At 63.6% G+C, this 14,557-nt stretch carries 11 protein-coding genes and 1 pseudogene; 6 read left to right on the top strand and 6 right to left on the bottom strand.

Features of this window, described 5'->3' with window-relative positions; genetic code table 11:
- Positions 1–106: 106 nt before the first annotated feature.
- Entirely contained in the window at positions 107–922 is an 816-nt protein-coding gene (locus AC629_RS08725) for a cysteine rich repeat-containing protein (protein WP_084804268.1), read from the bottom strand.
- Between the two features lie 152 nt (positions 923–1,074).
- The gene (locus AC629_RS08730) at positions 1,075–2,076 is read right to left on the bottom strand and encodes an NADP-dependent oxidoreductase (RefSeq protein WP_084804269.1); all 1,002 of its coding nucleotides are present in this window, start codon (positions 2,074–2,076) and stop codon (positions 1,075–1,077) included.
- Positions 2,077–2,287: 211 nt separating this feature from the next.
- Here AC629_RS08730 and AC629_RS08735 point away from each other — a divergent pair, with 211 nt between their 5' ends.
- Positions 2,288–3,583 (top strand): dicarboxylate/amino acid:cation symporter, encoded by a 1,296-nt coding sequence (locus AC629_RS08735; protein WP_084804271.1) that lies wholly within the window; start codon positions 2,288–2,290, stop codon positions 3,581–3,583.
- Positions 3,584–3,595: 12 nt separating this feature from the next.
- Positions 3,596–4,516: an amino acid ABC transporter substrate-binding protein gene (locus tag AC629_RS08740; RefSeq protein WP_084804273.1), complete on the top strand. Its 921-nt coding sequence runs from the start codon at positions 3,596–3,598 to the stop codon at positions 4,514–4,516.
- Positions 4,517–4,596: 80 nt separating this feature from the next.
- Here the strand turns inward: AC629_RS08740 and AC629_RS08745 are convergent, their stop codons facing one another.
- The gene (locus AC629_RS08745; protein WP_084804274.1) at positions 4,597–5,520 is read right to left on the bottom strand and encodes an ATP-grasp domain-containing protein; all 924 of its coding nucleotides are present in this window, start codon (positions 5,518–5,520) and stop codon (positions 4,597–4,599) included.
- A 375-nt stretch (positions 5,521–5,895) separates the two neighbouring features.
- Here AC629_RS08745 and AC629_RS08750 point away from each other — a divergent pair.
- From AC629_RS08750 to AC629_RS08765, 4 genes and pseudogenes are all read left to right on the top strand, one after another.
- A pseudogene (locus AC629_RS08750) lies at positions 5,896–6,668 on the top strand (ferredoxin--NADP reductase).
- Between the two features lie 266 nt (positions 6,669–6,934).
- Positions 6,935–7,786 (top strand): patatin-like phospholipase family protein, encoded by an 852-nt coding sequence (locus AC629_RS08755; protein ID WP_245331763.1) that lies wholly within the window; start codon positions 6,935–6,937, stop codon positions 7,784–7,786.
- Positions 7,787–8,013: 227 nt separating this feature from the next.
- Positions 8,014–9,639 carry an FMN-binding glutamate synthase family protein gene (locus AC629_RS08760; RefSeq protein WP_084804276.1) on the top strand — a complete coding sequence of 542 codons (1,626 nt, stop codon included), beginning with the start codon at positions 8,014–8,016 and terminating at the stop codon, positions 9,637–9,639.
- A gap of 105 nt (positions 9,640–9,744) precedes the next feature.
- Positions 9,745–9,984 (top strand): PilZ domain-containing protein, encoded by a 240-nt coding sequence (locus AC629_RS08765; protein ID WP_084804278.1) that lies wholly within the window; start codon positions 9,745–9,747, stop codon positions 9,982–9,984.
- A 93-nt stretch (positions 9,985–10,077) separates the two neighbouring features.
- Here the strand turns inward: AC629_RS08765 and AC629_RS08770 are convergent, their stop codons facing one another.
- The 3 genes from AC629_RS08770 to AC629_RS08780 all read right to left on the bottom strand — a co-directional run bounded on the left by AC629_RS08770 (position 10,078) and on the right by AC629_RS08780 (position 14,541).
- Complete coding sequence (locus tag AC629_RS08770; protein WP_084804280.1) at positions 10,078–11,373, bottom strand: hemolysin family protein; 1,296 nt, start codon at positions 11,371–11,373, stop codon at positions 10,078–10,080.
- Positions 11,374–11,480: 107 nt separating this feature from the next.
- Complete coding sequence (locus tag AC629_RS08775) at positions 11,481–12,794, bottom strand: ABC transporter ATP-binding protein (protein ID WP_084804322.1); 1,314 nt, start codon at positions 12,792–12,794, stop codon at positions 11,481–11,483.
- A gap of 13 nt (positions 12,795–12,807) precedes the next feature.
- Complete coding sequence (locus AC629_RS08780) at positions 12,808–14,541, bottom strand: ABC transporter permease (RefSeq protein ID WP_084804282.1); 1,734 nt, start codon at positions 14,539–14,541, stop codon at positions 12,808–12,810.
- Between the last annotated feature and the right edge of the window lie 16 nt (positions 14,542–14,557).

The following is a 14,557-nucleotide window of genomic DNA, read 5'->3' on the forward strand; positions in this document are numbered from 1 at the left end:
TGAAATCGCATATCGGCAAAAGGTTTGTCGCGGCAGGCGCGCGAAAATTCATTCACACGCGGCCGCCGATTATCGATCCGCGTTTGGCGCGCAAACGCCCGGCGCCTCATCGCGCCGCGAACGGCGCCAGCACGTCCTTGCAGGCCGGCGACAGCGCTGCGGTATTGCTCGCGATGCATTGCACGATGCGGCCGCCGCCGGGCTGGACGCCCGCGCACAGCGTGCGGATGTCGGCGCCGCAAGCCGATCGGACGATGAACAGCTCCTCGCGCGGCCGCAACGGGCGCAGAACGATCACGGCAGGCGCAGTCGCCGGTGCCGCTGCCGCAGGAGCTGCGCCTGCAGGCGCTGCCGTTGCTGCTGCGCCGCCGCCGGACGCGGCATTCACGGCCTTGGCGCAGGCGGCCGACACCTTCGCCTTGCTCTTCTCCAGGCATTCGAGCGCGGGTGCGCCGCCCGGCGGTACGCCGGCGCAGACCTTGGGATAGTCGGCGCGGCAGGCGCTCTTGACCGCCGCGACCTGGGCGCTGCTCGGCTGTTTTGGCGCCGCGGCCTTGGGGGCGGCTGCGGCGGCCGGCTTGGCCGCCGGTTCAGCGGCAGCAGGAGCCGTCTCGGTCTTCGCAGGTTCAGATTTGGCCGGCGCGGCTTCGGTCTTTGGCACGGCCGCAGGCTCGATCGCGCGCACAGCGCTCTGGCATCCCGATGACAGGCTGGACATGTGGCTCTGGAGACATTGCAACGATGCTTCGCCGCCGGGCGGGACGCTGGCGCAATGCGCCTCGTAGTCTGATCGGCACGAAGAGCGGATAGCGGCCTTCTGCGCGTCGGTTGGCATCTGCGCGAATGCGCTTGTTGCAGCTGCGAAGAGTGCCGCCGCCAGCAGCGCTTTTCGCGTCGAAATATGTTTCAACGTGTTGAACATCTGAGTGATCCTGCCCTGTCGGGAACGCCGACGGAAAATCAATGTGATGCAAATGTATTGTCGCGAATAATGCCTCGCGTGCGGCATCATTGGCCGCTTTGCCAGCTACCGCAAGTAGAATATGCCGGTGCAGTTGCGACGAAACCACGTCGTCAGAGCTTGACCATGCGCTTGCCGCGGTTCTCGCCCGCAAGCAATCCGATCAGCGCTTTCGGGGTGTTCTCCAATCCATCGATGATATCTTCCTGCACCTTCAGCTTGCCGGACTTGACCCAGGCTTGCAGGTCGGCGAGCGCACGCGGGCTCTCCTTCATGTAGTCCATCACGATGAAGCCCTGCATGACGAGCCGATTCACCACGATCAGCCCGGGCACGCCGCGCGGGCCGTGCGCCGACGGCACGCCGTCATATTGCGAGATCGCGCCGCAGCAGGCGATGCGCCCGTAATTGTTCATCTGCGGAAGGCAGGCTTCGAGAATGTCGCCACCGACATTGTCGAAATAGACGTCGATGCCTTTCGGCGCGGCCGCACGCAACGCCTTGAATACCGCGCCGTCCTTGTAATCGACGGCCGCATCGAAGCCGAGCTCGGAGGTCAGCCAGCTGCACTTGTCGGCGCCGCCGGCGATGCCGACCACGCGGCATCCCCGGATCTTGGCGATCTGACCGACGATCGAGCCGACCGAGCCTGCGGCCGCCGAAACCACGACGGTCTCGCCCTCCTTGGGCTTGCCGACTTCCAGCAAGCCGAAATAGGCGGTGAGGCCGGCAATGCCGAACACGCTCAGCAGATGCGTCATCGGCTCCAGCTTCGGCATTTTTGTGAGATGCTTCGCCGGCACCGCGGCAAACTCCTGCCAGCCGGTGTCGCCGAACACGATGTCGCCGGGCGCAAGATCCGGCGCTTTCGAGCTGACGACCTCGGCGATGGCGCCGCCGGCCATCACGCTGTTGGCTTCGACCGCGGAGCGATAGGTCGCGCCGTGCATCCAGGCGCGGTTGGCGGCATCGAGCGAGATGTAGCGCACGCGCGGCAAGGCCTCGCCGTCCTTCGGCTCAGGCATCGCGCCTTCGACCATCTTGAAGTGTTCGGAACCGAGCTTGCCGCTGGGCTTTTCAACCAGAAGGATCTGGCGATTGATGCTGCCGCTCATAGCGTTTCCCTCCTAGCGTGTTTGACGGTCATTGATGCAGCCGCAGCAAGGAAAACGTGCAGGCCACATTCGTTGTGCGCTGCGTGAAAGCTAGATCGCCGCCTTCAGTTTCGCAACGGGAACATCTCGCCGTCGCTAGTGCACGCCAAGCGTGTTGCTTCGTCGTCGCATCTGCGACATCATGAAGCGCCGGTGTACGCGGGGGTAAACTATGTCCAACAGGTTTACGCAATACATTCTGGCCGCGATGGTGCTGGGCATCGTCATGGGCTCGGCGATTTACAACTTCCTGCCCGATACGCGAGCCGACTGGGCTTCGTCCATCAACCTGATCGCCATGATGTTCCTGCGCCTGATCAAGATGATCATCGCGCCGCTGGTGTTCGCGACCCTGGTCGGCGGCATCGCCCATATGGGCTCGGGCGCCAAGCTCGGACGCATCTTCGCCAAGACCATGGGCTGGTTCATCAGCGCCTCCTTCGTGTCGCTGATGCTGGGCCTTATCATGGTCAATCTGCTTCAGCCCGGCGCGAATTTCCCCGGCACGCTGCCTGACAAGGCGCAGGCGACCGGCCTTCCCATCTCGGCCTTCTCGATCGAGAAATTCCTGACCCATCTGATCCCGACCTCGATCGCGGACGCGATGGCGCAGAACGAAATCCTCCAGATCGTGATCTTCGCCGTGTTCTTCTCGGTAGCGATGGGCGCGATGCCCGAGCGCTCCAAGCCGATCCTGGCACTGATTGACGACATCTCCCACATCATGCTCAAGGTCACCAGCTACGTGATGCTGTTCGCGCCGCTCGCGGTGTGGGCCGCCATCACAGCGACCGTGGCCAAGAACGGCCTGCTGGTGCTCTGGAAGCTCATCGTCTTCATGGGCGGCTTCTATCTCTCGCTTCTGCTCCTGTGGGGCATTCTGGTCATCGTCGGCTTCATCGTGATCGGGCCGCGATACAGCCATCTGTTGCGGCTGATCCGTGAGCCGCTGATGATCGCGTTCTCGACCGCGAGCTCGGAAGCGGCCTATCCGAAGACGCTGGAGGGGCTCAACCGCTTCGGCGCCTCGTCGCGGATCTCGAGCTTCGTGCTGCCGCTCGGCTACTCCTTCAACCTCGACGGCACGATGATGTACTGCACTTTCGCCAGCATCTTCATCGCGCAGACCTACCACATCGAGATGTCGCTTGCGACGCAACTCGCCATGCTGGCAACGCTGATGATCACCTCGAAGGGCGTCGCCGGCGTGCCGCGTGCCTCGCTGGTGGTGATCGCATCTACGCTCGCCCAGTTCGGCATTCCTGAGGCGGGCCTGCTGATGATCATGGGCATCGACACCTTCCTCGACATGGGCCGTAGCGCCACCAACGTGATCGGCAACTCGCTCGCGACCGCGGTGGTCGCGAAGTGGGAGGGCGAGCTCGGGCCCGAGCACGCGTTGGGACCGGGCGAGGCCGTGCCCGGCGACATGGTGCCCGGCGAAGTGCCCGCGATGGCCGGCCATTGACGGGAGTGCGTCATGCGCCTTTCAACGGCGATTTCGGGCAGCCTGTTACTGGCAGCGTGTCTGCTGGCAACCGGCCCCTTGGCTCAGAGCGCAGGCACCGAAGGGCTTAGCCCGACGCTGTCGGCCATCAAGAGCAGCCACACGGTGCGGCTCGGCTATCGCGAGAGCTCGCCGCCGTTCTCCTTCCTCGATCAAGCCAACCGTCCAATCGGCTACAGCCTCGAGCTCTGCGAGGCCATCGTCGAGGAGATCGGCGTCGAGGTCGACGATCCCAATCTGAAGATCGACTACGTCAAGGTCACCTCGGATGACCGCATCGATGCGGTGCTGCAGAACAAGATCGACCTGGAGTGCGGTTCGACCACGGCCAATGCCGAGCGTGGCAAGCGCGTCGCGTTCTCGCCCCTGATGTTCGTCGCCGGCACCAAGCTGATGGTGCCGAAGGCGTCCAGCGTCCAGTCGCTGACCGATCTGAAGGACAAGACCATCGTGGTGACGAAGGGCACCACCAACGAGCAGGCGATACGGGCGGCCGACAAGAAGTTCTCTTTGGGGCTGAACATCGCCGTCGGCGCCGATCACGAGCAGTCCTACCAGATGCTCGTCGACGGCAAGGCCGATGCGTTCGCGACCGACGACATCCTGCTCTCCGGCCTGATCGTGCGCCACAAGGCGCAGGACAAGTTCCGCGTTACCGGCGATTACCTGTCCTACGATCCCTACGGCATCATGTTCAGGAAGGGCGAGCCGCAGCTCTCAGCCCTGGTCGAGCGCGCCTTCCGCAAGCTCGGCTCCAACCACGACCTCATCCCGCTCTATAACAAATGGTTCACCGCGCGGCTTCCGACCGGCGAACGGCTGAACGTGCCGATTTCGCTGCAGCTCGAAGAGGCGTTCAAGGCGATGGACGATTCGGCGAGCGCGAATAATTAATCGCTCGCGTCGCGCCGCAAACTCGCTGCCTTCCCTTCTCCCCTTGTACAAGGGGAGAGGGTGCAGCGGGTTCGCAGCTGCTAATTTTCAAACACTCGATCCAGCGCCGCATCGTACGTCGCCTGCACCAGCTCCGGATGCAGCTTCGCCAGCGCCTCCATCATCACGCCAGAGTTGATCTCCAGCACACGCCACTCGCCTTCGACGCGGACCACGTCGATCGAGGCGAAGGTGATCCCGATCGCGTTGGCGGCGTCGATGGCGAGGTTTGCGCAGGCCGCGCTGACCTCACCATCCTCCAGAAGAACCGGCCGTGCGCCGGCGTCGAGATTGTGCCGCCAATTCAGGATGCGCTGCTCGCCCGTCGGGACGATCGCGTTCACCTCGTGCGCGGTGAGTTCGCGGAGCTGACTGTCGTGTCCTGCCCGAGTGGCGAGTTCACGCAATGTATGCTCCCCGTCGCCAACGACCGACGGGCGCTCCTTGCGGTAGACGATCATCGGCCTGCAATCGAGCAGGATCACGCGGACCTCGTCCTCGATCTCGACATAAGGCGCGATCACGAGGCCGAGGCTCGATGAAAAAACCTCGGTCACGGCGCGATCGAGTTCGTCGCGGTTCGTCGCCTTGAACACCGCGCGGCCCGATGTCCCCTCGTTCGGCTTCACCACGACGCCCTGCGGATGTTGCGCGAGCAGCGCCAGCATCGCTTCACGCCAATGGGCACCGGCGACGTGCACGCCCATGCTCGGATTGAGGAAGAGGTGATGGGGAACGCAGGGCACGTCCGCCAGCGCCAGCGCCTCGGCGGTGGCTGATTTGTCGTTGGCGAGGCGGTGGGCGATGGCGCTGTTGAGGCCGATGTCGTAGCCGAAGGCGAAGCGGTGCGTCCCGTCCCGGCGCATCGCGATCAGCCAGCCGCTGGAGCGGACGTCGACCGCGATGCCATGGTTCGCGCAATAGCGCCGGATCGCCTGGATGAACATGCGTTCGCCGCCTGCCATGTGCTTCAGTCGTTCCTGTCGCCAAAAGCCGCAAAAATGCGGGAAACGGCGCCAAACCGGGGTGAAAATCAGAGCTATTCTTAATGAAATTCTCGCGAGCGCGCTGGAAATTAAGTGCTGCAATCGAGCTCTGGAGGGAAAAGAAATTGCCCTCCGCGCGCGCCCGGCAGCAGATTCGTTAATGATCTGACCATTTCCGCCGCAAATGCCGGTTTGACCAGCATCAATTGCATGCGGAACGAGGTTGATTATTGGTCTCAATGGCGTAGATCACACACGCGAAATCCTCCGCCATGGCAAATGGTGTCCGCCTCGTTTCAGGGGCCGGGCGACGCTTTTGTCCTAAAACCGCAATTATTCGGAATATCGAAAATCATGAGCGCGTTTTACCGAGAGAAGGTTCTTTCCGTCCAGCACTGGACCGACACGCTGTTCAGCTTCCGCGCCACGCGCGATACCGGCTTCCGCTTCCAGAACGGCCAGTTCGCCATGATCGGCCTCGAGGTCGACGGCCGCCCGCTGCTGCGCGCCTACAGCATGGCGAGCGCCAATCACGAGGAAGAGCTCGAGTTCTTCTCGATCAAGGTTCAGGACGGTCCGCTGACCTCGCGCCTCCAGAAGATCAAGGAAGGTGACACCATCCTGGTCGGCCGCAAGGCGACCGGCACGCTGATCACCGACAATCTCATCCCCGGCAAGCGGCTGATGCTGCTCTCGACCGGCACCGGGCTCGCGCCGTTCGCGAGCCTGATCAAGGACCCCGAGGTCTACGACCAGTTCGAGAGCATCGTGCTGGTGCATGGCTGCCGTCAGGTCTCCGAGCTCGCCTATGGCGAGAAGCTCGTCGCCGGCTTGCGCGAAGATGAGCTGTTCGGGCCGCTGCTGTCGGAGAAGCTCGTCTATTATCCGACCGTGACCCGCGAGCCGTTCCGCAACCGCGGCCGCATCACCGACCTCATCAACTCCGAGCAGATCTTCAACGACATCGGCCAGGGCCCGCTCGACATCGCAACCGACCGCATCATGATGTGCGGCAGCCCGGCGATGCTGGAAGAGCTGAAAGTGATGTTCGAAGGCCGCGATTTCATCGAGGGCTCCGGCAACAAGCCGGGCACTTCGTGATTGAGAAGGCGTTCGTGGAGCGGTAGAGCCGCTCGCCAAAGCTGACTTTCCTGCCGTTCCGGTGTTCGCCTGGACGGCAGTTTAGTGTGTGGCCGTCATCTCACACTCGCTAGTCATCAGTACTTCCCCGCTCACCTCTCTCCCCCGACATTGTTATTAGCGCCGCTCGCGCGGGCGCTGCTATAAGCTCGCGCCAAAATCTCGCCTCGATGTTGCAACGCGAGAGCTGGGGGGAGCTGTGCACGTCTTGTCCGTGAACGACCATGGCCGTCCGCCAAAACCGACCGCCTTCGTGCTGGCGGGCGGCGGCAGTTTCGGGGCGATCCAGGTCGGCATGATGCATTCGCTGGCCAAGCATGGAGTTGTTGCCGATCTCGTGGTCGGCTCCAGCGTCGGCGCGATCAATGGCGCCTATTATGCCGGCGATCCCTCGCTCAAGGGCGTGCTCGGGCTTGAAGCGGTCTGGCGTGGCCTCAAGCGTCATGACGTCTTCCCGGTCACCTGGCGAAGCCTCGCCGGATTCATGTGGCGGCGGGATTTTCTGATTCCCCATGACGGCATCCGCAAGCTGGTTGAGGACCGTCTGCCCTATCGCAACCTCGAGGATGCCGCGCTGCCCGTGCACATCGTCACCACCGATTTCGTCTCGGGAGACAGCGTGGTGCTGTCGGAAGGGCCGGCGGTGGAAGCGATCCTGGCGTCCACCGCGATCCCCGGCGCTTTCACGCCGGTCCATTACCGCAATCGGTTCCTTGCCGACGGTGCGATTTCGTCGAACACACCCGTCCGGGTCGCGGTCGCGAAAGGCGCAAAACGGCTGGTCGTGCTGCCAACCGGCCACGCTTGTGCGGTCGAGCATCCCCCCGGTGGGGGCCGTCGCCAACGCGCTGCATGCACTGACGCTGCTGATCGCGCGGCAGCTGGTGGCGGAGCTCGAAGGGCTGGCGTCCGACATCGAATATGTCGTGGTGCCACCGCTTTGTCCGCTGGTCGGGTCACCTTACGATTTCTCGCGCACCGACGAGCACATCGCGCGCGCTATCGCGAGCACCGATGCCTGGCTGACGCAGGGTGGTCTCGAGCGGCACGGCGTCATCCCGCACGAGGCCCAGCCACACAGTCACTGATTTGTCATTTCATTTGAAACTATTGCACTGCAAAAGGTCCCGGCCTGGATGGATTGAAAAGGTCCCGGCCTGGATGGATTGATTTGCAGCATCCGGATTCGGTAGCCTCAAGACAGGCTCGCGTCATATCCAATAGACGTGGCGAGGGCGTGTCGTACCCCGTCATTCTGACTGGAGGGATGTGATCGTGGCCCATGATAACAAGATGCACAATCAGCCCAGGGGCCCCCTCGAAGAGGGGATCATGGAAACCCTGCTCCTTCCGTTCTCGCCGCGCTACATCATCCTGACGATCTGCGCGGTGGTCACCGCACTTCTGATCGGTGTAGGCATTGCCGATCGAAAGGCCTTCGACATCCTGGTCACTCCGATCGTGATCTTCGGCGGGCTGACTCTGCTCGGCGTGCGCGATCTCCTGCAAAAAGGTCACGCGGTCCTGCGCAACTACCCGATCTCGGCGCATATCCGCTTCCTGCTCGAGGAGATACGGCCCGAGATGCGGCAGTACTTCTTCGAGAGCGAGAAGGACGGGATGCCATTCTCGCGCGACATCCGGGCGGTGGTCTATCAGCGCGCCAAGATGCAGCTCGACAAGCGGCCGTTCGGCACGCAAGAGGACGTCTATCGCGAGGGCTATGAGTGGATGCATCACTCGGTCGCGCCGAAGGCGCACGCCGCGGAGAAATTCCGCGTCATGATCGGTGGTCCGGAATGCACCAAGCCCTATTCGGCCTCGGTGTTCAACATCTCGGCAATGAGCTTTGGCGCGCTCAGCCCCAATGCCGTGCGTGCGCTCAATGCCGGCGCGAAAAAGGGCGGCTTCGCGCACGACACCGGCGAGGGCGGCGTCAGCCCGTATCACCGCGAGATGGGCGGCGACATCATCTGGGAGATCGGCTCCGGCTATTTCGGCTGCCGTCATCTCGATGGCACCTTCGATCCGGAGGCGTTCGCGCGCGTCGCCACCGAAGACCAGATCAAGATGGTCGAGCTCAAGATCAGCCAGGGCGCAAAGCCGGGCCATGGCGGCGTGCTGCCGGCGGCGAAGGTCTCGGAGGAGATTTCCAAGATCCGCGGCGTCGCGATGGGTGAGGATTGCATCTCGCCGGCCTCGCACCGCGCCTTCTCCACGCCGACGGGCATGATGCAGTTCATCGCCGAGATGCGCCGCCTCTCCGGTGGCAAGCCGGCCGGTTTCAAGCTGTGCATCGGCCATCCCTGGGAGTTTCTGGCGATCTGCAAGGCGATGCTGGAGACCGGCATCTATCCGGATTTCATCGTCGTCGACGGCAATGAAGGCGGCACCGGCGCCGCGCCGCTGGAGTTCATGGATCATCTGGGCATGCCGATGCGCGAGGGCGTCAATTTCGTCCACAACGCGCTGGTCGGCATCAATGCGCGCGACCGCATCAAGATCGGTGCGTCCGGCAAGATCGCCACCGCCTTCGACATGGCGCGGGCGATGGCGCTCGGCGCCGACTGGTGCAATTCGGCGCGCGGTTTCATGTTCTCGCTCGGCTGCATCCAGTCGCTGAGCTGCCACACCGATCGCTGCCCGACCGGGGTTGCGACGCAGGACCCGACACGTGCGCGCGCGCTCTACGTGCCGCTCAAGATCGACCGCGTGCACAACTACCACCACGCGACGCTGCACTCGCTGACCGAGCTGATTGCCGCGGCCGGTCTCGAACATCCGCAGGAGCTGCGCCCGATCCACTTCACACAGCGTAAGTCGACGACCGACGTGAAATCCTTCGCGCAGCTCTATCCCGCGCTACGCCCGGGCGTGTTGCTCGAAGGCACGGAGGACCCGCGGTTCCGGGACGCCTGGCGGATGGCCCGGGCGGAGACGTTCCAGCCGGCGCTATGACGTTCTGGTCCACGTACGATGCCGCCGCGTCCCGAGGCGGCACAAATTCGTGGAGGCCGGAGCCCATCTTAACGTCTGTGTCAGCTTCCGGTGTAAACTGGCCCCATGGATGAGCGACGCAACAAAGCCAGGCATCGCGTATTGAAGGCCGGAACCATCGAGTTCGGCGGCGGCGCGACCGACTGCACCGTCCGCAATTTCTCCGACACCGGCGCAGCCCTCAACGTCACCAGCCCGGTCGGCATCCCCGAGCATTTTACCCTGTTCATCCAGGCTGACGGAACGCACCTGTCCTGCACGGTGGTCTGGCGCAAGGAGAAGCGGATCGGGGTGAGGTTCGGGTGAGGGCTCTGCGTGTGACGCGAGCTCGCGCCGCAAACTCAACTGTCGTCCCGGACAAGAGAAGCGCAGATCGGGGACGACAGTTGAGAGCGAAGCTCACCCCGTCTCTATCTCGCCGCGCCGGCTCGCGAGAATCTTGTCGATCCGCCGTCCGTCGAGATCGACGACCTCGATGTGCCAGTCGCCGAAGTCGAAGGCATCGCCGACGTTGGGCAGCATGCTGAACTGTTGCAGCACCAGGCCCGCCACCGTGTTGTAACGGTGCGGCGGCAGCTCGATGCCGAGCAACTCGCCGAACTCGTCGACCGGCATCCAGCCGGAGATCAGCAGCGAGCCGTCGGCGCGCCTGACATAGGCCGGCTCCGGCGGCCCTTCCTCGGAATGGAAGGCGCCGACGATCGACTCGAGGATGTCGGCGGCAGTCACAATGCCTTCGAAGGCACCGTACTCGTCATAGACGAGACCGACGTGAACGGGAGCAGCTTTCAGGATGGCCAGCACGTCGCGGGCATCTGCCGACGCCGGAATGCCGGGCGCTTCGCGCACGAGGGCGCGCAGATCCGGCGTGCGTTCATTCATGTAGGCGATCAGCAGGTCCTTGGCCTGGAGCACGCCGATCGGCTTGTCGCGATCGCCGTCCGAGACGGGAAAGCGTGAATGCGGGCTCTTCACGATGATCTCATGGATGGCCTCCGGCGCATCGTTCAGGTCGATCTCGTTGACGTCGGTGCGCGGCGTCATCACCGCGCCGACCGGCCGGTCACCGAGCCGCATCACACCGGCGATCATCTCCTTCTCGCCGGGCTCGAGCACGCCCGCGCTTTCGGCTTCGCTGACGAGGTGATGGATCTCGTCCTCCGAGACCTTCTCCTCGGCCTTGCCGCCGCGGCCGAGCAGCGTGAGGATCAGCTTGCCGGAGACATCGAGAAGAAACACGAGCGGCAGCGAGATTCGCGCCAGAGCATGCATGGCGGGCGCGACCTTGACCGCGATGCTTTCGGGGTCGCGCAGGGCCACCTGTTTCGGCACCAGCTCGCCGACGATCAGCGTCGCATAGGTGATAAGCGTGACAACGATGCCGACGCCGACGATGTCGGCAATGCCGGAGGACAGGCCGAGCTCGACCAGCCATTGTGACAGTCGCTGCCCGAGCGTCGCGCCGGAGAATGCGCCCGAGAGCACGCCGACCAGCGTGATGCCGATCTGCACCGTCGACAGGAACTTTCCGGGATCGGCGGCCAGCGTCAGCGCCTGCTCGGCGCCGCGCACGCCCTTGGCGGCGAGCAGCGAGAGCCGGGCCGGGCGGGACGAGACCACCGCCAGCTCGGACATGGACAGAAGGCCGTTGATGACGATCAGGACGGCGACGATGATGAGTTCGACGGACAACATTGTGCGCAATGGAAAGGTATCGGCCCGGCGGACGCCGGACCGAAGCCTTTATATATGAACTTGATACGCGGTTTGCCCGGTTCCGACCAAATTGTCGCAGGCGCGGCTCAGCCGCTCTCGCCGGGGTTTTCCAGGCTGAACGTTTCGGACTGCTCGTCATAGGCGAACAGCTCGGCATAACGGCCCCAGGACACCACTGTCTTCAGCGTCTCGTCCGCATAGTCCTCGGACATGTAGTCTTCGAGCTCGTTGCGGAACCGCGCGGCAGGCGCGGTATGCGAGGGACGATCGTCGAGCACGCGGCGGATCAATCCCATCACCGGCACGTAGGTGACAAGATGTTCGGCGAACAGCTTCTTGCGGGCATCGGTCTCGAGATTGGCGAAGTGTTTGCCGGCTTCCGTCAGCATCAGGTCGCCCTCGCTGAGCTGGGCAAAGCGCAGGAGCTGGAGGGATTCGCCAAGGTGGAGGATCTCGTCGGCCTCGAGCTGGAGCTGGCTTGCGAGCACCGGCAGGTCGGCATGTCCGTAATAGGGCGGTCCCGCCAGCGTCTCGATCAGGCCGGACAGCACGTTGGACGACACGTGATGCAGGGTCATGCCGACGCCGGAGCCGGGAATGCCTTCGAGGGAAGGCGTCTTGGGCTCCGCGCGCTGAGTCATGCGCGCGTAGATGCTGTCTACGAGCTGGCGGAAATGCGGATCGAGCCGGTTGCGCGGATGGTGCAGTTCGACCTTGATCTCCGCGGCAACACGTCCCGGGTTTGACGAGAACACCAGGATGCGATCGCACATCAGGACCGCCTCCTCGATATTGTGCGTCACCATCAGGATCGACTTGATCGGCAAGCGACCTTCCATCCAGAGATCGATCAAATCGGTGCGCAGCGTTTCGGCGGTCAGCACATCGAGCGCCGAAAACGGCTCGTCCATCAGCATCAAGTCTGGGTGCACGACCAGCGCACGAGCAAAGCCGACGCGCTGGCGCATGCCGCCCGACAGCTCCTTGGGAAAGGCCGACTCGAATCCGTCGAGGCCGATCAGGTCGATCGCCGCCAGCGCACGGTTGCGCCGTTCATTGGCATCGACGCCGAGTGCCTCCAGCCCGAGCTCAACGTTCTGGAGCACCGTCAACCAGGGAAACAGCGCGAACGACTGGAACACCATTGCGACGCCGTTCGGCGGCCCGATGATCGATTGGCCCCGGCAGGTTGCCTGGCCCGAGGATGGCTTGACCAGGCCGGCAATGATTCGCAGCAACGTGGACTTGCCGGAACCCGAGCGTCCGAGCAATCCCACGATCTCGCCCGACCGGATCGTGAGGTCGACTTTCTCCAGGACCAGCAGCTCCTCGCCGCTGCCCTTGGGAAACGATCGGCACACACCGCGGATATCGATGAGGGCAGGGGGTTGGTCGAGCATGATTGCCTCCTCGTCAGCCGAGCCGCAGGCGGCGCTCGCCAAAGGCATAGAGCGGCCGCCAGACCAGACGATTGAACAGCGTCACCAGGATACACATCGTGGCGATTCCGAGAATGACGCGCGGAAAGTCGCCGGCTTCTGTCGCCGACGCGATATAGGCGCCAACGCCCGTCGCCCTCAGATGCGTGTCGCCCCAGCTTGCGACCTCCGCGACGATCGAGGCGTTCCAGGAGCCGCCTGAAGCGGTGATCGCGCCAGTGACGTAATAAGGAAAGATGCCGGGCAGGATCGCCTTGAACCACCAGCGCCATCCACCGAGGTGGAGGCTGCTGGCCGCCTCGCGCAAATCCGTCGGAAAAGCGCTCGCGCCCGCGATGACGTTGAACAGGATGTACCACTGCGTGCCCAGGATCATCAGCGGACTCAACCAGACATTGGGGTTGAGCTTGAAGGTGACGATGGCAACGACGAAGACGGGGAAGGCAAGATTGGCGGGAAACGCAGCAAGAAACTGCGCCAGCGGCTGGATGCGTTCGGCCAGTTTCGGCCGCAGTCCGATCCAGACGCCGACCGGCACCCAGATCAGCGTCGCGAGGCCGATCAGCACGACGACGCGCAACAGCGTGATCAGCCCGTCGCGGATCACGATGAGGACATCGGCCAAGCCAAGCCTGGCCGAGAGATAGCGATACGTAAGCCAGCCAGCATAGGCTGTACCGGCGAGGATGAGCGCGATCCAGAGCGCGTCGATCAAGCGCGACGGCTGGTTCCTTGCCTTGGCTGCGGGCTGCAGGTCTGGCAGCGAGACACGCAGGTTGGAAATTGCGCGATTGAGGGTTGAAAAGGGCAGCGTGAGGGCGCGGAGGGCGCGGGTGCGGCGAAACAGGTCGAGCATCCAGGACGTAGGAGCCTCGCCCGAGGCTGTCTGCTCGAAGCGGAATTTGTCCGCCCAGGCGACGATGGGACGAAACAGCAATTGATCATAGGCGATGATGACCAGCAGCATCGCCAGGATCGCGTAGAAGATCGCCGGCAAATCCTGCTGCTGGATCGCCAGCGCGACATAGGAACCGACGCCTGGCAAGGTCACTGTGGTGTTGCCGACGGTGATCGCTTCCGAGGCGACCACGAAGAACCAGCCGCCCGACATCGACATCATCGCGTTCCAGATCAGTCCGGGCATCGCGAAGGGTACGTCGAGGCGCCAGAAGCGCTGCCAGCCCGACAGATGAAAGCTCTGCGTGGCCTCTTCCAGATCCTTCGGTACGTTACGAATCGACTGGTACATGCTGAAGGTCATGTTCCAGGCCTGGCTCGTGAAGATCGCAAACACCGAGGCGAGCTCGGCGCCGAGCACCTGGCTCGGAAACAGATTCATGAAAAAGACGACGGTGAAGGTGAGGAAGCCCAGGATCGGCACGGACTGGAGGATGTCCAGCACCGGGATCATGACCATCTCCGCGCGCCGGCTTTTGGCGGCGATTGCCGCGTAGATGAAGGTGAAAACCGTCGAACAGACGATCGCAAGCAGCATGCGCAGGACGGTACGCAGCGCGTAGAGCGGCAGGTTTGCCGGATCGAGCGTGACCGGCGTGCGTTCCAGCTCGGACAGGGGCGCAGTAGTCTGCTCGCCGCCGTAGACGATCAGCACCATGGCGCCGATCACCAGGATCAGTGCCACGACATCCCAGACATTGGGGCGCAGCGCCCGGCCGATCGCGGCCGTGCGGATATCTCTCGGCTTCATGCGGCCCGTCCCTGGG

It is taken from the genome of Bradyrhizobium sp. NAS80.1 (assembly GCF_001908205.1).
In the GTDB taxonomy this organism is placed as follows: domain Bacteria; phylum Pseudomonadota; class Alphaproteobacteria; order Rhizobiales; family Xanthobacteraceae; genus Bradyrhizobium.

Excerpts from the sequence above, each read along its gene's own strand:
- AC629_RS08760 (WP_084804276.1), top strand. The coding sequence starts at position 8,014 with ATGGAAACCCTGCTCCTTCCGTTCTCGCCGCGCTACATCATCCTGACG.
- AC629_RS08745 (WP_084804274.1), bottom strand. The coding sequence starts at position 5,520 with ATGGCAGGCGGCGAACGCATGTTCATCCAGGCGATCCGGCGCTATTGC.
- AC629_RS08735 (WP_084804271.1), top strand. The coding sequence starts at position 2,288 with ATGTCCAACAGGTTTACGCAATACATTCTGGCCGCGATGGTGCTGGGC.
- AC629_RS08780 (WP_084804282.1), bottom strand. The coding sequence starts at position 14,541 with ATGAAGCCGAGAGATATCCGCACGGCCGCGATCGGCCGGGCGCTGCGC.
- AC629_RS08770 (WP_084804280.1), bottom strand. The coding sequence starts at position 11,373 with ATGTTGTCCGTCGAACTCATCATCGTCGCCGTCCTGATCGTCATCAAC.
- AC629_RS08725 (WP_084804268.1), bottom strand. The coding sequence starts at position 922 with ATGTTCAACACGTTGAAACATATTTCGACGCGAAAAGCGCTGCTGGCG.
- AC629_RS08730 (WP_084804269.1), bottom strand. The coding sequence starts at position 2,076 with ATGAGCGGCAGCATCAATCGCCAGATCCTTCTGGTTGAAAAGCCCAGC.
- AC629_RS08765 (WP_084804278.1), top strand. The coding sequence starts at position 9,745 with ATGGATGAGCGACGCAACAAAGCCAGGCATCGCGTATTGAAGGCCGGA.
- AC629_RS08775 (WP_084804322.1), bottom strand. The coding sequence starts at position 12,794 with ATGCTCGACCAACCCCCTGCCCTCATCGATATCCGCGGTGTGTGCCGA.
- AC629_RS08740 (WP_084804273.1), top strand. The coding sequence starts at position 3,596 with ATGCGCCTTTCAACGGCGATTTCGGGCAGCCTGTTACTGGCAGCGTGT.